This is a genomic window from Actinotalea ferrariae CF5-4 (genome assembly GCF_000603945.1).
In the GTDB taxonomy this organism is placed as follows: Bacteria; Actinomycetota; Actinomycetes; order Actinomycetales; family Cellulomonadaceae; genus Actinotalea; species Actinotalea ferrariae.
In genome coordinates this window covers 1-17,779 of sequence record NZ_AXCW01000022.1, presented here as the reverse complement: position 1 = coordinate 17,779, position 17,779 = coordinate 1, and the positions used below count along the sequence as shown (strand labels likewise).

At 73.9% G+C, this 17,779-nt stretch carries 28 protein-coding genes and 1 tRNA gene; 3 read left to right on the top strand and 26 right to left on the bottom strand.

What is annotated here, in order from left to right; all coding sequences use genetic code 11:
* Positions 1-4 precede the first annotated feature (4 nt).
* The 24 genes from N866_RS03550 to N866_RS03440 form a co-directional block, all read right to left on the bottom strand.
* Positions 5-1,456 carry a terminase large subunit domain-containing protein gene (locus N866_RS03550; protein ID WP_155855186.1) on the bottom strand — a complete coding sequence of 484 codons (1,452 nt, stop codon included), beginning with the start codon at positions 1,454-1,456 and terminating at the stop codon, positions 5-7.
* A 106-nt stretch (positions 1,457-1,562) separates the two neighbouring features.
* On the bottom strand, positions 1,563-2,210 hold the full coding sequence (locus N866_RS19710; RefSeq protein WP_052022334.1) for a P27 family phage terminase small subunit: 648 nt from the start codon (positions 2,208-2,210) through the stop codon (positions 1,563-1,565).
* A 767-nt stretch (positions 2,211-2,977) separates the two neighbouring features.
* Entirely contained in the window at positions 2,978-3,304 is a 327-nt protein-coding gene (locus tag N866_RS03535; protein ID WP_034222690.1) for a hypothetical protein, read from the bottom strand.
* Positions 3,305-3,418: 114 nt separating this feature from the next.
* Positions 3,419-4,315 carry a hypothetical protein gene (locus N866_RS03530; RefSeq protein WP_034222688.1) on the bottom strand — a complete coding sequence of 299 codons (897 nt, stop codon included), beginning with the start codon at positions 4,313-4,315 and terminating at the stop codon, positions 3,419-3,421.
* Entirely contained in the window at positions 4,312-5,481 is a 1,170-nt protein-coding gene (locus N866_RS03525) for a hypothetical protein (RefSeq protein WP_034222684.1), read from the bottom strand. The genes N866_RS03530 and N866_RS03525 overlap by 4 nt, the downstream gene beginning before the upstream one ends.
* 101 nt (positions 5,482-5,582) lie before the next feature.
* Positions 5,583-6,206 carry a hypothetical protein gene (locus tag N866_RS03520; RefSeq protein WP_034222681.1) on the bottom strand — a complete coding sequence of 208 codons (624 nt, stop codon included), beginning with the start codon at positions 6,204-6,206 and terminating at the stop codon, positions 5,583-5,585.
* Positions 6,203-6,385 carry a hypothetical protein gene (locus tag N866_RS03515; protein ID WP_034222678.1) on the bottom strand — a complete coding sequence of 61 codons (183 nt, stop codon included), beginning with the start codon at positions 6,383-6,385 and terminating at the stop codon, positions 6,203-6,205. Before N866_RS03515 ends, N866_RS03520 begins: the two co-directional genes overlap by 4 nt.
* Positions 6,382-6,534, bottom strand: a complete 153-nt coding sequence (locus N866_RS20780) for a hypothetical protein (protein ID WP_155855185.1) — start codon at positions 6,532-6,534, stop codon at positions 6,382-6,384. The genes N866_RS03515 and N866_RS20780 overlap by 4 nt, the downstream gene beginning before the upstream one ends.
* Entirely contained in the window at positions 6,527-7,234 is a 708-nt protein-coding gene (locus N866_RS03510; RefSeq protein ID WP_034222676.1) for a hypothetical protein, read from the bottom strand. The genes N866_RS20780 and N866_RS03510 overlap by 8 nt, the downstream gene beginning before the upstream one ends.
* Positions 7,231-7,785: a DUF4326 domain-containing protein gene (locus N866_RS20270; RefSeq protein ID WP_081802278.1), complete on the bottom strand. Its 555-nt coding sequence runs from the start codon at positions 7,783-7,785 to the stop codon at positions 7,231-7,233. Before N866_RS20270 ends, N866_RS03510 begins: the two co-directional genes overlap by 4 nt.
* The gene (locus tag N866_RS03500; protein WP_034222673.1) at positions 7,778-8,158 is read right to left on the bottom strand and encodes a hypothetical protein; all 381 of its coding nucleotides are present in this window, start codon (positions 8,156-8,158) and stop codon (positions 7,778-7,780) included. Before N866_RS03500 ends, N866_RS20270 begins: the two co-directional genes overlap by 8 nt.
* Positions 8,151-8,408 (bottom strand): hypothetical protein, encoded by a 258-nt coding sequence (locus N866_RS03495; RefSeq protein ID WP_034222670.1) that lies wholly within the window; start codon positions 8,406-8,408, stop codon positions 8,151-8,153. Before N866_RS03495 ends, N866_RS03500 begins: the two co-directional genes overlap by 8 nt.
* Positions 8,405-8,638, bottom strand: coding sequence for a hypothetical protein (locus tag N866_RS03490; RefSeq protein ID WP_034222668.1), 234 nt, complete (start codon positions 8,636-8,638; stop codon positions 8,405-8,407). The genes N866_RS03495 and N866_RS03490 overlap by 4 nt, the downstream gene beginning before the upstream one ends.
* Complete coding sequence (locus N866_RS03485; protein WP_034222657.1) at positions 8,635-9,153, bottom strand: nucleoside triphosphate pyrophosphohydrolase family protein; 519 nt, start codon at positions 9,151-9,153, stop codon at positions 8,635-8,637. Before N866_RS03485 ends, N866_RS03490 begins: the two co-directional genes overlap by 4 nt.
* Positions 9,150-9,959 (bottom strand): hypothetical protein, encoded by an 810-nt coding sequence (locus N866_RS03480; RefSeq protein ID WP_034222654.1) that lies wholly within the window; start codon positions 9,957-9,959, stop codon positions 9,150-9,152. Before N866_RS03480 ends, N866_RS03485 begins: the two co-directional genes overlap by 4 nt.
* Positions 9,956-10,807 carry a hypothetical protein gene (locus N866_RS03475; protein WP_034222650.1) on the bottom strand — a complete coding sequence of 284 codons (852 nt, stop codon included), beginning with the start codon at positions 10,805-10,807 and terminating at the stop codon, positions 9,956-9,958. The genes N866_RS03480 and N866_RS03475 overlap by 4 nt, the downstream gene beginning before the upstream one ends.
* Positions 10,804-11,520, bottom strand: a complete 717-nt coding sequence (locus N866_RS03470; RefSeq protein ID WP_034222647.1) for a ParB/RepB/Spo0J family partition protein — start codon at positions 11,518-11,520, stop codon at positions 10,804-10,806. Before N866_RS03470 ends, N866_RS03475 begins: the two co-directional genes overlap by 4 nt.
* Positions 11,517-13,061, bottom strand: coding sequence for a ParB/RepB/Spo0J family partition protein (locus N866_RS19705; protein WP_052022333.1), 1,545 nt, complete (start codon positions 13,059-13,061; stop codon positions 11,517-11,519). Before N866_RS19705 ends, N866_RS03470 begins: the two co-directional genes overlap by 4 nt.
* Entirely contained in the window at positions 13,058-13,297 is a 240-nt protein-coding gene (locus N866_RS03460; RefSeq protein ID WP_155855184.1) for a hypothetical protein, read from the bottom strand. The genes N866_RS19705 and N866_RS03460 overlap by 4 nt, the downstream gene beginning before the upstream one ends.
* 71 nt (positions 13,298-13,368) lie before the next feature.
* Positions 13,369-13,947, bottom strand: a complete 579-nt coding sequence (locus tag N866_RS03455) for a hypothetical protein (RefSeq protein ID WP_034222642.1) — start codon at positions 13,945-13,947, stop codon at positions 13,369-13,371.
* Entirely contained in the window at positions 13,944-14,276 is a 333-nt protein-coding gene (locus N866_RS03450; protein ID WP_034222640.1) for a hypothetical protein, read from the bottom strand. The genes N866_RS03455 and N866_RS03450 overlap by 4 nt, the downstream gene beginning before the upstream one ends.
* Entirely contained in the window at positions 14,273-14,761 is a 489-nt protein-coding gene (locus N866_RS03445; RefSeq protein WP_034222638.1) for a hypothetical protein, read from the bottom strand. Before N866_RS03445 ends, N866_RS03450 begins: the two co-directional genes overlap by 4 nt.
* Positions 14,758-14,886, bottom strand: coding sequence for a hypothetical protein (locus N866_RS22560; RefSeq protein WP_281173178.1), 129 nt, complete (start codon positions 14,884-14,886; stop codon positions 14,758-14,760). The genes N866_RS03445 and N866_RS22560 overlap by 4 nt, the downstream gene beginning before the upstream one ends.
* 85 nt (positions 14,887-14,971) lie before the next feature.
* Positions 14,972-15,430 carry a hypothetical protein gene (locus tag N866_RS03440; protein ID WP_034222637.1) on the bottom strand — a complete coding sequence of 153 codons (459 nt, stop codon included), beginning with the start codon at positions 15,428-15,430 and terminating at the stop codon, positions 14,972-14,974.
* A 27-nt stretch (positions 15,431-15,457) separates the two neighbouring features.
* Between N866_RS03440 and N866_RS03435 the strand changes: the two genes are divergently transcribed.
* The gene (locus N866_RS03435; protein WP_034222633.1) at positions 15,458-16,084 is read left to right on the top strand and encodes a hypothetical protein; all 627 of its coding nucleotides are present in this window, start codon (positions 15,458-15,460) and stop codon (positions 16,082-16,084) included.
* A gap of 84 nt (positions 16,085-16,168) precedes the next feature.
* Here N866_RS03435 and N866_RS03430 read toward each other — a convergent pair whose 3' ends face one another.
* Positions 16,169-16,399, bottom strand: a complete 231-nt coding sequence (locus N866_RS03430) for a helix-turn-helix domain-containing protein (RefSeq protein WP_034222630.1) — start codon at positions 16,397-16,399, stop codon at positions 16,169-16,171.
* An 83-nt stretch (positions 16,400-16,482) separates the two neighbouring features.
* Between N866_RS03430 and N866_RS22755 the strand changes: the two genes are divergently transcribed.
* A complete protein-coding gene (locus tag N866_RS22755; protein WP_081802281.1) occupies positions 16,483-16,875 on the top strand; it encodes a helix-turn-helix domain-containing protein in 393 nt (130 codons plus the stop codon).
* Here the strand turns inward: N866_RS22755 and N866_RS03420 are convergent.
* Positions 16,837-16,909: transfer RNA gene (locus N866_RS03420), tRNA-Lys, on the bottom strand. The genes N866_RS22755 and N866_RS03420 overlap by 39 nt on opposite strands.
* 194 nt (positions 16,910-17,103) lie before the next feature.
* Here N866_RS03420 and N866_RS03415 point away from each other — a divergent pair.
* On the top strand, positions 17,104-17,703 hold the full coding sequence (locus tag N866_RS03415; protein WP_155855183.1) for a hypothetical protein: 600 nt from the start codon (positions 17,104-17,106) through the stop codon (positions 17,701-17,703).
* The last annotated feature ends 76 nt before the right edge of the window (positions 17,704-17,779 follow it).

The window sequence follows — 17,779 nt, the reverse complement described above, 5'->3', positions numbered from 1 at the left end:
CTCCTCACCAGATGTTCGGTCCGCTGTTGCCGTTGGAGTGCCACCACTCCGCCCGGGCGACGCCCATGACCGCGCACACGGCGAGGTCGATCTTGCGGGGGGAGTCCGGCTTGTCCTTCGCGATCTGCGAGCCGCGGTAGGTGGTCTTCAGGACGGTGTTGCCGACGTGCCGGGTCAGGCGCGCGTCGCCGGGGTGGGTGAGCTCGCCGTCGATGACCCGCTCGTAGAACCGCTGGGTCGCCGGGCGCATGCGCTCGGGGGTCTGCGGGAAGTACTCGACGGGGATGTGCTCCTCGAGCAGCTCCTCGGCGGCGTCCTGCCACAGGAACTCGTCCCACGCGATCTCGGACACCTTGTACTTCCTGCAGGCGCGCCGCACGGCGTCCTTGACCTCCGCGCGCGGGACCCTCCACGTGGAGCCGTCGTCCGGCTTCTCCCACAGGCCCACGACGTGCAGCCGCGGCCGCGCCTCGATGCTGACCGCCAGGAGCGCGGTCGCGTCGTTCGAGCGGGACCCGTCGAAGGCGAGCACCACCGGGGTGCCGTCCTCGAGCACGCGCTGCTCGTCCTTGCAGGCCTCCCAGGCGCCGTCCGGCAGCCACGGGTTGGAGGAGGTGACCCAGATGTTCAGGCGCTTGGTCTTGAAGTCCGGCGCCTGCATCTTGCGGGAGACCGCGGCCATCTTCTCCAGGTGCAGGAAGTCACCCAGGGCCGGGTTCGGCCCGAACCACGCCTCCTCGGTGAGGTAGTCGTCGTGCTCGCCGAGCTGCGCGGCGTAGACGCGGCCGCCGAACCGCGGGTCGACGAGCTCGCCGGAACGGACCTTCTCGAAGTACTCGTGCTGGGCCTTGCACACCGACGTCTGGCCGGTGGAGTCCGTCATCACCCCGAACGTCGAGATCCCGACGACGAGCGGCTGCTCGCGGGTGTCCGAGCCCTGGTTCATGACGTTCCACAGCTCCCAGTTGGGCTGGGCGTGGAGCTCGTCGAACAGGACCCGGGAGGGGTTGAGGCCCTCCTTGGTGAACGCCTCCGCCGAGAGCGCCTTGTACACGGACCCCATCGCCGGGTACTCGATCGCGTCGCGGTAGACCTTGAAGATGCCGCCCTGGCTCGCGTCCAGGTCCGGGCTCATCTCGATCGAGGCCTTGACCTCCTTGAAGATGAGCTTCGCCTGGTCGCGGTCCGCGGCGCAGGAGTAGACCTCCGCGCCCGGCTCGTCGAGCAGGCCGTCCAGGGCCAGGCCGGCGCCCAGGAGGCTCTTGCTGTTCTTGCGCGGCAGGAGGACCAGGTAGGTCCAGTAGACGCGCATCCCGGTGCTGTCGGTGCGGAGGACGTCGCAGATCAGGTCGCCCTGCCACATCCGCAGCTGGACGACCTCCCCGCGTTGGGTGCCCTTCGTCAGCCGCAGGTAGGACTCGATCAGGTCGCACGCGAACAGTCCGTCGGTGTTCATCTCGGACCACCGGGTCCTGTCCGGGTCCCACAGCTCCGGGCCCCGCGGCAGGACGTCGGGGAAGCGAGGTGGGGACCAGCGCGGCAGCACGACGCCGCCGCCGATGTCAGTCGCCCGCGGCAGCCCGCTTCTTGGCGGCAGGACGCTGCGCCCGACGCGGGGCGCTACCCGACCCCGCCGCGCGCCGCCCGCTCGCGCGCCGCTCGAGGAGCTGCTCGAGCGTGGACTTCTCCCCGACCTTGCCGACCTTGACGCCGAGGCGACCGCCGTCGGAGGGGTTGAAGCCACAGAGTCCCTCCCACTTCGTGATCCGGTCCTGCAGGACCCGCAGCATCGTCACCGCGGGGTGTGCGACCAGACCGCCGCGCTGACCGGAGACCCAGGGGCCGTCCTCGTGGAGCGCGCGCTGCAGGTGTGCCTCCTCGTCATACGCCCGGCACAGCCGCTCGAGGATCCGCCCGTCACGCTGCAGCGACAGCCACGAGTGCCCGTTCGTCCACAGCGACCGCCAGGCCGCGAGCGCGAGCTCCTGCTCGCACAGGTCGCACCCGCCAACGTCGGCGTCGTCGTCCGCGGCCAGGAAGGGGCACTCGGCGGCGCGCTCGGCGGTGTGCAGGGTGCCCGGCGCGTCCGGCACGCCGGCGGCCTGGGGGAGCTCGACGACGACGTCGGGCAGCGGCCGGCCGCCGGAGTCCCGGCCCGGCGCGCGGCCGTTGCGCTCACGCTGCTCCAGCGGCTTCGGCGGTCGGCCCATGATCGGCGGCCCCTCCCGAAAAGCGCTGGTGACCTCGCAATGGTGATCTGATCGGAGTTCTGAGCGTGTGCGCAGACGCCTGGGCGCGGGTCATGGGGTGCCATTCCTTATGGACTTTCGACCCGCCCCCGGGGTGGTGTCACCGCAGGTCAGACGCCATGTGCCGCGCGCCCGCCTGCCGCGCGGTTGCATTCGCGAGAATGCTCTGGACCGTGATGGGAAAGGCGATCATCGGCATGGCCGAGGTCCCATTCATCACCGGGGCGAATGGGCTTTCCGCAGCGGGCACAGCGCACGTCCTCGCCACCGTCGATCCGCTCCTGCCACGCCGCGCGGGTGCGCTGGTGCTCGGCTCCGTAGCCGCGCTGTGCCGTGGTGCCTCGGGCCCGGTCCTGCGCCCGGGTGCAGCTGGTGCACCGACGGCGGGCGCCCGGTCGACCGCAAGAGATGCACGGCACGCTGGTCTCCCGTCGACGTCGGAGAGCGTCGCCCCGTCAGGCCGATCGAGTCGGCACGGTTGCGCGGGCGGTTCCAGGACGACGACGGGGACGATCGTTCGGGGGCCGGCGCCGCCGGGCCGCTCGGCGGTTCGACGCTCGAAGGACTGAGCCGCCGGACCCCAGCACCCGCGTCATCGCGGGACGGCCTGCAACCCCGGGCGGGCCTCTCCCAACCGACCCCGGGCAGCACAACGGCCAGCGAGGTGGATCTCTCTCACCTACTGCTGGCCGACTGTAGGGAAGATAGCATCCAGCACCCTGGGAGGGCTAGGGTCGCCGGTCCTTTGGAGCAGAGGTGCGCGTCCGAGAGCGGTGCTGGTGCGCCCGCCACAGGCTGGCGCGCTGCCACTCGAGGAAGGAGGGCGAGTAGCCCTCGCCGTACCGCCGCTGGCCTCGCCCCTCCACCAGCCGGCTGACCCAGACCCGGCCGCACTCCGGGCAGTCCCAGGTCGACCCAGCATCCGGCGGGGTCCGATTGCTCCACACGACTACTGCGTCGCCGTCGTCGTCTGCCGGGATCTTGTAGGTGCGCTGCACGAGCGGCAGGGGGCACTCGTGGCGATCGGGATCGGGGGGAGGCAGCAGCGGGCTCATGACGTCGTCCTCTCGGTGCGGTCCTCGCAGTCGGCGGCCAGGGACGGCACCGGGTGCGGGTGGTCCGGGTGGCAGCGGCAGTGCCACGGCGTGGGCCCGTGGCCGCGGCGCGGCTCAGGCGCCGGCACGGTGCTGGGTCCTGCTCTCGCGTCGGACGCGATCCGCGTTCACCTTGTCCAGCACGTCGCCGACCCGGTAGAGCGGGACCTCGCGGTGGCGGCCGTCCTGGATCCGGACGTGCCGCGAGCCGTGGGCGACCAGGAGCCCGCGGTCACGCCAGTTCCGGATCATCGACGGGGTGACGTAGACGCCCAGGCCGTCGATCGCCCGGGCCAGCTCCGTCGCCGGCAGGAGCATGTCCTCCACCTTCGACAGCAGCCACGACCGCCGCTCGGCCATCGGCCACCGTGCACCGCAGCCCCGGCACACACCGACCGGCTGGCCCGGCTGGGCGTACACGTCCTCACGGCACTCCGCCGCCAGGCCGTCGTCGTCGGTGACCGTCGTTCCGCAGGGGCCGGCGTACCGCAGGTCCGGCGGACGGTCGACGATCCTCTCGGCCGCGCCGATCGCCGCGGTCATCCGCTGCACCGCCTCGGGCCCCGCCGGCCACGACCGCATCCACGACACCTGCCGCGCGAGCCACGGGCCCAGCGCCGCCGCGGTGTTGAGGGGCCGGAACAGGGTGCGCTCCCCAGCGATGAGGTCGGCCCACTGCGTCAGCGCGGCGACGAGCTGCTCGAGCACCTCCGAGGCCCGGGGGTCGAACGGGACCGGCGACTCCTCCTCGAAGTCCTCACCGGGACGGCCGTGGAGCCGACCGGGCCGGCCGACGGAGAACCGGAGCGCCTTGCGGTGGGCCTCCTCCAGCGCGAGCACCAGGGTCGGCAGCATCAGGAGCCGCAGCGCGAGGGCGTCGGTGCAGTGACCGCAGACGAGCATCCCCGGGGGGACGGTCTCCCGGCACCAGGGCAGGTGGCAGGTCTGGCGGGCGAGGGGCGGGCTGGTCATGACTCTCCTTGGGAGCGGGGGGAGCGGCGGCCACGACGACGACGACGAGAACGGGACGGGGGAGGCGGGCCGGGCGGCGCGGCCGCCGTCCCTGCCCTACCCGTCCCTTCCAGACCAGGCCCGTCCCGACCCGTCCCGTCCCGTCCCGGTGTTTCTGTCCGCTGGATACCTCGGACCTGTCCGGACTTGACCGGATCTGCCGGAGCGCGCTCCCCACGGCGACGGGCCGACCGGGGTGGTCGGTCGCCGGGGTGGCGCTGCGGGGCGTCGGCGGGGGCGGGTCGCACGTCCTTGGCGGGTGCGGAGTCCGCGGGTCGCTGCGTCACGGGTCGCACGTCCTGGGCGGGTGCGGGGTCCGGGGCGGGTCGCACGTCCTTGGCGGGTGCGGGGTCCGTCACGGGTCGCACACCGCCGGCGGGTGCGGGGTCCGGCTGCTGCAGCTGGGTGCCGACGCGAAGGTCCTTGATCTCCTCAGTCTGGATGGGGGGCGGGGTGAGGCCGTGCTCGGCGAGCAGGGCGCCGTAGGCGTGGAGCCACTTGCGGGTGGTGCGGTGGTAGTACGGGTGCTCCGGGGCCGGCAGGAGCGGGAGGGTCGCGTCGGCGACCTCCAGGGGTGCGTTGCCGCGGCGGGCGTTGCACTCCGAGCACGCCACGACGGACCGCTCGGCGTCGGCCGGCTGCCCGGGCGGGCGGTGATCGTAGGTCCCGGCGAGCTTGCCCCGACGGGCCGTGAACCGGACGACCTTGCCGCAGTAGCGGCACGCGTCACCGTCGCGGTGCCGGACGAGCACCGTGATCGCGGGGTTGCCGTTGTCGGCCTTGCGCTGGTCCTCCCAGGCTTTCTCCTCGGCGGTCTTGAGGTGGACGAACTCGGGGTCGTCGAGCAGCTTCACCGCGCGCCGCCCCTCGAGGTCCACGGGCGACAGGAGCCCGGCGAACTGCGCCATGCCGATCAGCCGGTCCGCCCGGGCGCGGGTGCCGGAGACCTGGAGCACGACGGCGAACGTCACGACGTAGTCCGTCCAGTGCTGCGCGGACAGGATCGCCAGGCGGCACCACCAGCCGAACACCTCGTCGACGGACCGCTCGTCCGCGTCGTCGTGCTCGGCCACCGCCAGCAGCGCCGGGTACATCGCGGCGGTGTCGCTCACCTTGATCCAGGCCACGGGGTCTGGGTCCTCTCCTGTCGTGGGTTACCGCGAGCACCTGCACTCGCCGGTCTGCGGGTTGATCGGGCCACCGCAGGAGCCGCAACGCTCGGTCGTGGTCACGGGGGTCTCACCTCCTCTCGGGGGTCGCACTTGGGGTGGGTCGTGTAGGTCGGGTCGCGCTCGGCGAGGACCTGGTCCAGGGGCAGCCCGCACTCCCCGCACAGCGCCGCCCGCGAGCGCGAGCGGGGTCGGGGTGGGGCGGCGGGGCAGGAGGCGGTGTGCTGGCGGTACAGGGGCTGGTCGTCGGGGCGCTCGTCGTGGCCGGCGAGGACGCGGGCGCTCTTTCCGGAGCGCCTACCGGCGGGCGCGGCGACGGGCCAGACGGTCCCGGTCGCGTGGGGGTAGGGGTCGATCAGGAGGCGCTGGTCGTGCTCGGTGACGACCTGCAGGACGAACGCTCCGCAGGCGGTGCACTGGCGGGCGCCCGGCAGGCCGGCGGCGCGGGCCTCGAGGTAGCCGAGGGCGAGCATCCACGTCTCGACGGACGGGTCCCTGTCGAGACCGGCGGTGCGGCGGACGCGGCGGCGCTGCTCGGCCTCGACGGCGGTGGAGCCGATCACCTTGAGCTCGTAGGGCTGCAGGCCGAGGTTCGCCGCGGCGGCCGCGAGCGCGTTGGCCTTGCGCTGCCGGTTGGTCTCGGCGTGGCGGGTGTGCGCGAAGTCGGCGGTCGCGGTGCTCATGCCCGTCGCCCGTCGCGGGAGAGCATCCGGACGACGGCGTAGGTCACGGCGGCGTTGGCGAGGGTGGTGCGGCGGCCGCCGAGCATGAGGGCCGGCAGGACGACCGCGGGCGTGGCGAGCGCGGCGAGCCGGGCAGCGAGGCTCAGGGCACCGCGGACGGGGTGGTGGGCGGCGCTCATGGCTGCTCCTGGGTGGCGTAGCCGAGGTCGGTGAGCATCTGCCGCATGAGGTCGATCGAGACCATGACGACACCGCTGGTGGCCTCGACGACGACCGACCGGCCGTCGCGCTGCCACACCTCGGCCGTGTGCACGCCGCCGTCAGCCACGGTCCGCCTCCGCTACGAAGTCGACCAGGGCGGCGCGGAGCGCGTTCGCGGCCATGCCGGGTGCGATCTTCGTGCGGTCGCCACGCCGCGACCGGGCCTCCCACTCGTCGGCCTGGACCCGCACGGCCTCGACCACGGCTCGCAGCCACCGCACCTCCGCACGGTCGCCGTTGTGGTTCATGGCGAAGCATCGGTGCGCCGCCTCGGAAGCGGCGACGATCCCGTGGACCCACTGGGCCCGGGCGTCCTCGTCCTTGGCGTTCCACCGGGCCGCGAACTCCCCGGGTGTCGAGGGCCACGAGTTCTCCGGGCCGGGCACGGTCGCCCCGTCGAGCGTGCTGGGCGCCCGTGCGAGCAGGGCGAGGACGCCGTCGGCCAGGGGCCCATACAGGCGGTCCAGGATCAGCGGGAGGGAGCGCTGGTTCCCGTCTACAGCCGCGAGCGCCTGCACGAGCTCGCCCCGCGTGGGCAGGCTGCCCTCGCGCTGGCAGGTCACGCGCTCCCCGTCGACGCTGAGCCGGTCGGAGCGCGGCAACTCGAACGGCGGGCGGCCGCAGCACGACATGACGCCGGACCCGGGAGCCGGGCTCGCGTGCGTCACCTCCTGCCGCTGGGGGGAGTGCGCCTGGACCTGGCAGTCGGGGTCCGGGACGGAGACGGTCAGGCCGTCGAGGATGCACCGGCAGCGGGTTGCGGTCATCGTGCGGCCCTGCTTTCCCGCTCGGCGGTGAGGAGGTTGAGCAGGCTGCGGTTGGCGTACTGCTCGACGTCGGTGGGCTGGAGGCCGCGGGCGTGGGCGTACTGCCCGAACGCGAGCTGCAGCTCGAGGGTGGTGACAGGCACGGCGGAGTGCTGGAGGGCCGCGGCCCAGTCCTCGACGTGGCGGCGGGCCGCGAGCTCGAGCAGGACGTCGGCGTGGCACGGGCTGCCGGCGGTGCACCAGCAGGCGAGATCCTTGCCCGCGAGCGCGGGGAGCTTGTCGAGGGTCGCGCGGTGTCGCTGGTGGTCGAAGAGGACGGCGCGGGAGGGGAGGGTCAGCCACGTCCGGTAGAGCCAGACGGCGTGCTCGGCGTCGCGGACGGTGCCCCAGCCGAGGGGGTTGGGCTGGCCGGCGACGAACGGGTTCCCGAGGACGGTGGAGCGGTCGACCTTCACGGCGCCCGCGGGCAGGCGCCAGCCCTTCTTGCGGGACAGGCGGATCCGGTGCCCGGGCGCGGGTGGGGCGGCCGCGGGGGATGGGGTCTCACGCACGGCGTGCCTCCTCGTCGTGGAGGGGCGGGAGGAGGCAGTCGGCGATCGCCCGCTGTACGGCGGGAGCGGCGCCGAGGGGGATGACGTGCTCGGCGGCGTTCCGGTCGGCGAACCGGATCATGCGGTGGCCCGCGTGGCAGGTGCCGGCGCCGACCCACGTGGGCACGTGGCTGGTGGGGCCGGTCGGGATGATGCCGCCGGTGGCGCGCGGCGCCTGGGCGATGGCCGTCGCGGCGGTGAGGGTCGCGCGGATCGAGCCGGCGACGTCCTCGGTCACGCCGTTGCCGTGCTGGATGTGGACGCCGTCGAAGTGGTCGGCGAGGCTCAGCATCGCGGTCACCACGGGGTGGTCGCTGGGGGTGGGGTCAGCCACGGCGGGTCTCCTCTGCTGCTCGTGCTGCGCGGTACGTGGTCGGGGTGGAGCGGCGCTTGCCGGAGGCGATCGCCCGGTCGTCGAGGACCGTGGTCGCCGGCGGCCGGAACGCGTGACGGCGGCGGTCGGCGAGGGTGGTGCCTGCGGGCGGGTCCGGCTGGGGCGCCGGGGCGTGGTCGGGGCACAGGCGCCCGGCGAGGTACAGGCGGGCCGGGCCGGGGCACCCGTACCGGCAGCTGAGGGCCGTCACGTCGTCTCCTGGTCCAGGTCGTGGAGGCGGGCGGTGAGCCACCCGCGCGGGTCTGCGGTCGTGGGCATCTCGGCGAGGAGTGCCCGGATCAGGTCCGCGAGCCGGGCGTCGTCGACGCCGATGCCGTAGGCCAGGCGCACGAGTCGCTCGTCCCGGCCCGTCGCGCGGCCGTGGTCGATGACCAGGCGCTCGACGAGCGGGCAGGAGGACGCGCAGCGCGGGGCGGTCACGGCTCGTCGATGTCCTCGGGCAGGAGGTACGCGGCCCAGGTGATCGCGACGGTCGCGACCTGCACGAGCTCGGCGTAGAGGTTCGACGTCGAGCCCCGGTCATAGGACATCGCGGTGCCGACCTCCCCGACCTCCTCGACGAGCGCCGCGAGGCGGAGCACGTCGGAGGCGGCGGGCCCGTCGAGGGTCATCTCCCCGTGCTTGGCCTTCGCCCGTGCGTACTCCGCGACGACGTCGTTCAGGACCGCCAGCACGGGGCTGGGCGCCTGCGCCGGCTCCCGCAGCAGCTGGCCGGGCGCGCGGTCCTCGGACGGGACCAGGCCGATCGGCTCGGTGTACTCCCGCAGCGTCACGGGCTCGGTCGCCCACGCGGCCGCGAGCGCGAGGGTCGCGTGGGCCTGGGCGATGGCGATCCGCTGGGTCGGGGCGAGGCCGGCGGCGCGGGCTCGCTCGACGCTGGGGAGGTGGGAGAGGGCGGCGGCGTGCTGCCGCTCGTAGCGGTTGTCGGTGGTCATGATGCGGTGCTCCAGCTGGTCGTGGTGGTGCGGCGGTCCCGTTCGACCGTGCGTTCGGTGACGCCGAGGCGGTCGGCGATGGTGGCGGCGGGCACGCCGCGGATGGTGAGCTCGCGCACGACGACGGCGCGCTCGGTGGGGGTGAGGCGGCGCGGGAGGTCGCCAGCGAGTGCGCGGGCGAGCGCGGCGTGGTCCACGTCGACGTCGACGAGCGGCTCGTCGGGCGTGGGGCGGTAGGGGGCGACGGTGGGGTCGTCGATCGTGTCGTCGTCCCACGCCAGGGGCGGGACGTAGCCCTTCGCGAGCGCCCGGGTCCTGGTGATCCGGGACCTGCCCGGGGTCATCGAGAGCCGCTCGTAGGCGGCGACGACCGCGTGGTGCATGTCGCGGAACACCCACCGCTGTCGTGTCCCCATGACGTCGAGGGACTGGTGCGGGCCGGGCATCGCGGCCGTGATCGTGGCGTGGGAGTGGCCCAGCGCCAGGAGCGCCTGCACGCGGCGGACGGCGCCGGTCGCGGGGAGCCGGTCGCGGGGACGGTCCCGGTTCAGGAGGTCCTGGACCCGGACCCGCAGGAGTCGGGCGGCGAGCGGGCGCTTGACGCTGCTGGTCTGCCCGGCGGCGATCTGCCGGACCGTCGTCGGGGAGCAGCTCGCGGCCTCGCCGATCGCGCGGGCGGAGCCGCCGGCGGCCATGAGCGCGACCACGTGGGGGCGGACGTCGGTGATCGGGCGTGGGGAGCGGTCGATGCCGCGGGCGACATCGAGCCGGTACCGCTTGCAGTAGCCGGGGGAGTGGTGTGTCACCGGTCGCCTCCGTCGCGGACGACGTGGAGGGTGACCTTCGTCGCGCCGTCGCGGAGTGCCTCGGTGGCCTGGTCGCGCAGGTCGTCCATGACGGCCTCCGGGACGACGACCGGGACGGGCCGCTGGTGGGGCTCGAGGAGGGCGGTCCACCAGGTGGAGGTCTCGCGGACGGCGGCCTGGGCTCGGGCGAGGCCTTCGCGCTCGGCGTCGGCGGGCCACGTGGGGCACAGGCCGGTGAACCGGTGGCCCAGGCGGAGCAGGAGGTGGTCGCCGTCCAGGAGGGGGATGAGGTGGGCGAGGGACGCGTCACCGTTGAAGGCCTTGGCCGCGGCCGTGAACCGGGCCAGGGCGGTGAGGTTCGCGCGGGCGGTCCCCCCGGGCCGGGTGGTGGCGTGCTCGAGCGCGTCGACGAGCATGCGCGGGACGTCGGGGTACCGGTCGTCGCCGGCGGGGACGATGCGGGCGACGGTGAGGGACTGGCCGTCGACGATCTGCCCGACCTCGGTGAAGGTGACCCGCTCGGGGCGGACCTCGACGCGCATGAGCTCGTCGTTCCACATCGACCGGGCGTCGGGGTTGGACGGGCCCTGGAACACCGCGAGGACCTTCTTCACCGCCGCGGCGGGCATGTCCCACCCGGTCAGCTCGGGCGCGAGGTACTCGGGGCCGTCGAGGCGTGCCAGGCCGGTGGTGACGTGATCCGTCGCCCAGATCAGCAGATCCCCGGCGGTCGGGTAGAACCGGACCCGGCCCAGGTGCGGGGTGTCGTCGCTCTCCTTCCCGGCGTGCGGGACGACAGCGGACAGGGCGGCGCGGACCATGCCGCGGGGGACCTCCAGGACCGTCACGACGCCACCGCCTCGGTGCCGCCAGCCGCGGCCTGCCGCTCGTGGGCGCGGATGACCTCTTCCCAGCACTGTCCGCACCCGGCGCCGCCGACCATGCGGCGGGTCTCGATGTGCTCGCACCGCTCGACGACGGCCATCGCGAGCGGGTGCTTGGGTCCGAACCACGTGCCCTTGGGGCCGATGATCGCGGAGCCGGTGGCCTTGTCGCGCAGGTCTCGGGCCATGCGCTCGGCGTCGGCGACGGTGATCTCCTTGTGCCGGATCCGGTCCTGCGCCTCCGGCGGGAGGGTCAGCAGGAGCAGCCGGGAGGACACCGTCGTGGTGGAGTAGCCGGTACGGCGGGCGATGTCCGCGACCGACATCTGCCGGTTGCGCAGCGCCTTGAACGCGTTCGCGAGGTCCAGCGGGGACAACTGCTTGTGCAGGGCCGCGGCCAGCATCACCGTCACCTGGTGCTCCTCGTCGCCCGGGCGGGCCGCGAGGCACGGGAGGGCGCGGGCGCCGGCGATCTTCGCCGCGGCGAGCCGCCGGTTCCCGTCGAGGACCTCGTACCCGTCGCGCTTGCCGGTCAGCGGGGTGACCACCAGCGGCTGGAGGAGGCCGTGCGCGCGGATCGACGCCGCCAGCTCGGTCAGGTCGCCGAGGTCCCGGCGGATGTTCGAGTGGTGCGGGTGCAGGCGCTCGATCGCGACCTGCGCGATGACGGTGCTCATGCCGCCACCGCCCCTGGGTCGCCCGCGAGCGCGGTGCGCTCGGGGGTGGAGACGGGGTAGCCGAGCCGCTCGAGGAGGGCGTACCAGGTGGTGAGGCGGCGGTCGCGGCGGATCCAGTGGTGCGGGGCGGCGCCGAGCTCGGCCTCGACGGCGCACGCGATGGCGGCGAGGAGCCGGTTCGCGGTCGGCAGCTCGGCGGCCGCGGCGCGGACGGCCTGGTCCAGGGCGTCGCCGGCGTCGAGCTCGTCGTCCTCGGCCTGGGCGTTGACGGCGTCGGCGTCGACGCGCAGCCACGTCGCGACGTCGTCGCCGTCCTGGCCGTACCACCAGTCGTCGAGCCACAGGTTCGTGATGAGGTCCGTCGCGACGAAGTCGACGACGGCGGTGGTGTGGGCGGCGGTGAGCTTGCGGTCGTGGATCAGGGGCAGGAGGAAGTCCCGGCGGGTCGCGGCCGAGGTGGTGGCGACCTCCTCGACGGCGGCGCGCTGCTCGGCCTCGCGGCGCTGGGCCTCCGCCCGGGCGGCGCGCTCGGCCTCCCACTGCGCTTCCCGCTCGGCCTGGCGGGCCTCGGCCCCGGCGGCGCGCTCCGCCTCCTCCAGGGTGTGGGGCCGGTACACGGTGAGGGACCCGTAGGACTGGCAGAACGCCCACCCGCTGGTGGCGTCGGCGAGGACCTCCTCAAGGCGCTTGACGGAGACGCCCCAGTCGCCGGTGTCGTTGCCGCCGTGGAGCATGCGGGAGGTCTCGCACGCGCGGACGGTGCCCTCCGGGGCCCCGTACTGGGTGCGCTCGGTCGCGCCGGCGGCGAGGAGCCGCTCGGTGTAGGGCGCGAACACCTGCCGCAGCTCCTGCGCCTGGCGGGCGTTGCGGACCGTGTAGGCGAAGTCGGGGGTGCCGAGGGCGGCGAGGATCGCGTCGTGCTCGGGCTCGCCGGCGAACTCCTCCGCGGTGGCGGCGTCCTCCAGGGTCGCGCGGTGCTCGTGGACCGCGGCGCGGGCGGGCTCGGGCATCGCGGCCAGGCGCAGGCGGGTGCGGACGGTGGTGACGGACCGGCCGGTGCGCTCGGCGATCTGCTCCGGCTTCACCCCGAGGTCCAGGAGCCCCTGGTACCCGTCGGCCTCCTCCACCGGGGTCAGGTCGGTGCGCTGAATGTTCTCCAGGAGCATGAGCTCGCGCTGCCCGGCCTCGTCCAGGTCCTGGTCGATCGCGGCGGGCACGTGCGTCAGGTCGGCCTCCCGGGCCGCGGCCGCGCGGCGGTGCCCGATGACCAGGCGGTACCCGTCGCCGTCCGGGTTCGGGACGACCAGGAGGTTCTGCCGGATCCCGTGCGCGCGGATCGAGTCGGCCAGCTCGGTCAGGTCCCCGACGTCGCGGCGCGGGTTCGCCGGGTGCGGGTGGACCTCGTCGAGGGCGAGCATCACGAAGTCGGTCGCGGGCTGCCGGGTCAGCGCGTCCAGACCGGCGCCCGTCCCGGACGGTGCAGCGTCGACCGCCGGCACTGCGCGTCGGGCCCGGGTCGGCTTGTCCTTGGTGGTGGTCATGCTGGTCGTCCTTCCATGGCCGTCGACGGCCGGGTCCGAGCCGGGCACACCGCGAAGTGCGTGAGCGCGGGGTGCTCGTGCTGCTCGAGCGGGTGATCGGTGGTGATCGGGTGGCAGGTCGTGCGGCCCGCGGACAGGGCGTGCGAGGCCTCCAGGGGCCCGGCCGGGTCGAACGTGGGCTCCAGGGGGATGTAGGAGCGGGGCCGGCCGGTGCGGAGCCGGGTCGGGATGACCATCACCAGGACGATCGGGCGACCGCACTGGTCGCAGGTCGTCTCCCGGCGGCCCCCGACCCCCACGCCGCGCCTCACGGCGGGCCACCCAGGCGCAGGTACACCCGCACGCGGGCAGCGTTCGCGGTCGCGCCGGTCGACGCCCGCGTCTTGGGGACCCGCTCGCCGTCGACGTCCAGCACGACCGGGCGGATCAGCCCCGCCTTCACGGCCTTCGCGAACAGGCCACCGCGGGCCCGGTCCGGGATCTCCGCGTCGTCGAGCTCCTCGCGGACGTCGTTCACGGTGAACTCCGCACCCGGCCGCACCGCGACGCACTCCGCGACGCGCTCGAGCGTCGCGACGGACGCCGCAGCGACGCCCGGGGTGAGCTCGCCGACCGAACGCGACAGGCGCACGTCCTCCGCGAGCCGGTCCAGGTGCGCACCGACACGGTTGCGCTCGGCGGCCAGGATCGCCGGGGCGGCCGCTGCCACGAGCGGCGCGACGAAGGACCGCAGGGCGTGCTGGTCGATCGGCGTCAGCGCGTCGAAGGTGAACGGGCGGCCGTGCACGTCCAGGCGGCCGGCGTCCTTGCGCTGGGCCTGCATCGCGTCGAAGTGCCCGCGGGCCGCGGCGTCGACGGCGTCGGTGATGTCGGGCAGGTCGGTCACGACGCACCACCCGTCTCGTCCCGCACCGCGAACGCGACCGGGTGGCCGGCGCGGTCGGTGCTGACGGTCGTGCGGGCGAGCCGGGCGAACAGGCGGACCTGCAGGCGCGCCGCGCGCTGAGACAGGTGGTCGTGCAGCGGGTTACCGGTCCCGCCGAGCAGGGACCGCCCGGCCGTCCCGTCACCGGACACCAGGTCGGTCGTGTCGAGGCCCTTGAGCATCCCGGCGCCGGAGCTGATCAGCGCCAGGCGCGCGGCGTGCATCTCCGCGCGGGTGTCCGCCGCGGCGATCGACAGGAACGCCTCGACGGGCGTCAGGTCGGCGCTCACCGGCGACGCTCCCGGTCCCGGCGTGCCATCGCCACGCCGGCGAGCACGAAGCCACCCGCCAACGCGATCCAGGCGACGAGCTCGCCGACGACGGCGCCCGCACCGCGGGGGGTGTGGGCCGCGGGCAGTGCGGACGCGGGGGCAGCGGCGATCGTCGCGGCGATGAGGGACGCGAACGTCAGCACGACGAGGGCGAGCACGACCACCAGCAGCCACCGCAGGCCGCCGGCGCGCTGGTGCGCGGCCTCGCGCTCCTCGGCCCACCACGACGGCTCAGCGGCCGGCTTGGTCTCCGGGCCGACCATCTGGACGACCTGCAGCGTGGGCACCCGGTGCCGCCCGTCGCACGACGGCTTGCCGCACAGGACGCACAGGTGCTGGTCCTTTCGCCACAGGAGCTCGGGCTGGCAGACGGCGCACGCGTAGATCGCGGGCTCGACACCGTCGGCGGTCAGGCGCATCTGGGCGTGGGGGTGGCTGCTCACCGGACGTCACCGCCCAGGACGAACACGGACCACAGCGGGGCCGTGAGGAGGGCGACGCCGAGGGCCAGCGGGTGGCGGTCGGCCAGGCGCTCAAGCCGCGAGCGCGGGGCGGTGGTGGTGGGCATCGGGTGGGTCCTTCCAGTTCGTCGAAGAACGTGGTGAGGCTGGAGCGGGGGCCGGGCCTCCCCAGGGGGTGGGAGGCCCGGCCGGTCAGTGGGTGCGGCCGCGGCCGCGGTGGCGCGGCGCGGGGACGACGACGTCCGCGAGCGCGCGCTGGTAGGTGGTGACGGCGGACAGGAGGTCGCCGACGGCGCGGTCGACGTACTCCAGGGCGAGGTCGACGTCGCGGTCCCGGCCGCGGGTGAGGCTCACCGAGCGCTGGAGGTGCTCGGCCTCGCGGAGCAGCTCGTCGCGGGCGCGGGCGCGGCGCTGTGCCGGCTCGTCGGCGGAGCGGTCGGCGCCGTAGCTGCGAGCGAAGATCCGCTCGAGGAAGGGGCCGGCCGGGGACGACGACGAGGGGGGCGTCGTGTCCCCGGCCGGGGCCGGCACCGGCACGGCGTCAGGGCAGGGGGGGACCTGCGCCGTGCCGGTGGTCTGGGCCCCCGCGGCCGAGGGGGAGGCGGCCGCGGGGGAGATGAGGCGCGCGAGGTCGCGCGGGGTGGGAGTCACGACGCGCCGCCCGCTACGGTCCGACGCATGGACCTGTTGTCCCTCGCCGCCAGCCTGATCACGCTCGGGTTCGTCGTCCACGCGTTCGTCCTCGAACGCAGGCGGTGGCCGGAGGTGGAGTGGGCGTTCCAGCGGTACGGCCACCGGGATGACGAGGAGGGGCGGCGGGAGTACTTCTGCGAGCTGGTGCAGTACGGGCCCGGTACCGCGTACCTGCTCGCGCCGCCGTTGCTCGTCGGCGCCGAGTGGGTGCTGGATGAAGAGCGCCGGCCTCGGCAGTGGTTCGGCGCGTGCGACGTGCAACGGCTCGTGATCCGAGCGGACGACCCCGGGGACGTGTGGCTGTACATCATCGAGTCCCCCCGTCACGACCGCCGATGGCTGTACGCCCGGTGGTTGCCTCTTGCGCCGATCGGAGATCGGCTGCGCGTGGCGAGAGACCGAGACCTGGAGCGGAAGCTTCCGCGTGGGCCAGCACGGTGGTGGCAGCGTCTGCGAGATCGGTGGCGAGTCCCGCCAGCCGTCGGGCCCGGTGGTGCTCGAGGAGCACGCATCCGAACGCGAGGACCAGGGCTGTCGCGCCGGCTGCAGGCCGCACAGTCGCTGGCGAACCAGGAAGTGCAAGAGCGGCAACGAGGAGCACCGTCGCGGTGAGCGCAAGTCGCCCGCGGCCACTCGGGACGTCCGCGACCGTCGGAGCCTTGACGCGGATGACGATCGCGGCGATGTCGCCCGCGGTCACGATGCCGCCTCAGCACGCGCCGGAGCGCCCAGGAGGTCCGCGACTGGCACGTCGAGGACGAGGGCGATCGTGTGGAGGTCGTCGACCGTGATGGGCACGCGGCCGTTGACACGCAGGGAGACGGACTGCTGCGTCTTGCCGAGGGCCTCGGCGATGGTCGCCTGCGTGATCCGCTTGCGGGCCATCTCAGCGCGGATGTTCGCGGCGACGTCGGTCGACGGTGTCACCTTTGCCGAGTGCTGCACACTCTCCGTGTGTGTTGCCATGAGGCAATGTGTACACCTACAAGGTGTGGAGTTGCAAGCGTGTGATGTGCACTCGGCGTGTTCACCCCGTCGGACGCCTTGTGCGCTACGCGCTGGGCGCGTATCTTGGGCTCATGAGCACACAGATCCGGGCGCTTGTCCCCATCGCGAGCCGGCCGCTGCACGAGCGCGTCGCGGCCGTCGTCCGCGGGGAGATGGCGCGGTACGAGGTGACGCAGGCCCGCCTGGCCGGCGTACTGGGCATCACGCAGCAGTCCGTCTCCCGCAAGCGGGCGGGCACCTCGCCGTGGACGCTGGACGAGCTGGAGACGGTCGCCCCGCTGTTCGGCTCGACGGCGGACGAGCTCGTCCGCCAGGCGCGCGAGCTGCGCCCCGTCGACCCGGCCGGCGGGGACCAGTGGGCCCCGTGGGGCTCGAACCCACAACCTACGGATTAAAAGTCCGCAGCTCTGCCAATTGAGCTAGAGGCCCGGGACAAGCAGACATTCACTGAAACAACCCGAGACAGAACGATCGGGAGAACTCGGTGCCTGCCGCCCGGGTACAGGCTACGCGGACGGCAAGGGCCACGACCCACGTCCACGACCCGGGGGGCGGCGTCTCCCAACCACGCCCGGGGCGATCGAGGTCCGAGAGATCGTGCCGCGACCCGCGCGCTCATGCCGATGAGCGTGCTGCTAGGCGTGCACCTGTGGGCACAGCCCTACTCTGGCTTCATGCCGCCGCGCAGGGAGGACCAGACGACGCCTGAGCGCTCGACCGCCAGTCCCGGCGGCGCGCATGGATGGCGGGCCGGGCTGGCTCTCTGCTCCCGCTGGATTGTGCGCGTCGTCGCAGGATCCGTGGTGTCGGTCGCTCTGCTCGTGGTCGGATTCGCGCTCTTTCAGCCGAGTCAAGACTGGAGTGCGGTCGGTGGTCCGGGAAGGTTCGTCTCGGACTCCCTCGCTCTTCTCCTTTTCATCAGTCCGGTCCTTGCTGGGGTCGGCGTGACGCTGGCGGTTGCGATCTGGATTGCTCTCCGTGTTTCAAGAGGGTCGGCGAAGGCGGGCGCGACCACCGCGGGTCTTGCCGCCGCCGGGTTGTCGATGGCGTACGTCCTTCTGTACTCCGCACCGCGACTCCCCGACCTGCTCGGTTACCTGGCGCTCAGTGCAGGCATAGGCTCGATCGCAACCTATATGACGTTCCGGGACATCTCGCGAATCCGATCACTGACGCGCTGGCTTGCTCGTCTCCGACAGGGCCGGCGGGTGGACGCTGTGTAGACCAGCGGGAACGACGGCGTCGGTAGGCGCAGCGCGCGGCCGTGCCGCACTGAGGGCGGCTACGCTCGCCCGGATC

Coding starts and splice junctions, on each gene's coding strand:
- N866_RS03510 (WP_034222676.1), bottom strand. CDS start 7,234: ATGACCGCAACCCGCTGCCGGTGCATCCTCGACGGCCTGACCGTCTCC.
- N866_RS03535 (WP_034222690.1), bottom strand. CDS start 3,304: ATGAGCCCGCTGCTGCCTCCCCCCGATCCCGATCGCCACGAGTGCCCC.
- N866_RS22755 (WP_081802281.1), top strand. CDS start 16,483: ATGTGCACTCGGCGTGTTCACCCCGTCGGACGCCTTGTGCGCTACGCG.
- N866_RS19705 (WP_052022333.1), bottom strand. CDS start 13,061: ATGACCACCACCAAGGACAAGCCGACCCGGGCCCGACGCGCAGTGCCG.
- N866_RS03415 (WP_155855183.1), top strand. CDS start 17,104: ATGAGCGTGCTGCTAGGCGTGCACCTGTGGGCACAGCCCTACTCTGGC.
- N866_RS19710 (WP_052022334.1), bottom strand. CDS start 2,210: ATGGGCCGACCGCCGAAGCCGCTGGAGCAGCGTGAGCGCAACGGCCGC.
- N866_RS03435 (WP_034222633.1), top strand. CDS start 15,458: ATGGACCTGTTGTCCCTCGCCGCCAGCCTGATCACGCTCGGGTTCGTC.
- N866_RS03520 (WP_034222681.1), bottom strand. CDS start 6,206: ATGAGCACCGCGACCGCCGACTTCGCGCACACCCGCCACGCCGAGACC.
- N866_RS22560 (WP_281173178.1), bottom strand. CDS start 14,886: ATGCCCACCACCACCGCCCCGCGCTCGCGGCTTGAGCGCCTGGCCGAC.
- N866_RS03485 (WP_034222657.1), bottom strand. CDS start 9,153: ATGACCACCGACAACCGCTACGAGCGGCAGCACGCCGCCGCCCTCTCC.
- N866_RS03550 (WP_155855186.1), bottom strand. CDS start 1,456: ATGAACACCGACGGACTGTTCGCGTGCGACCTGATCGAGTCCTACCTG.
- N866_RS03530 (WP_034222688.1), bottom strand. CDS start 4,315: ATGACCAGCCCGCCCCTCGCCCGCCAGACCTGCCACCTGCCCTGGTGC.
- N866_RS03470 (WP_034222647.1), bottom strand. CDS start 11,520: ATGAGCACCGTCATCGCGCAGGTCGCGATCGAGCGCCTGCACCCGCAC.
- N866_RS03515 (WP_034222678.1), bottom strand. CDS start 6,385: ATGAGCGCCGCCCACCACCCCGTCCGCGGTGCCCTGAGCCTCGCTGCC.
- N866_RS03460 (WP_155855184.1), bottom strand. CDS start 13,297: ATGGTCATCCCGACCCGGCTCCGCACCGGCCGGCCCCGCTCCTACATC.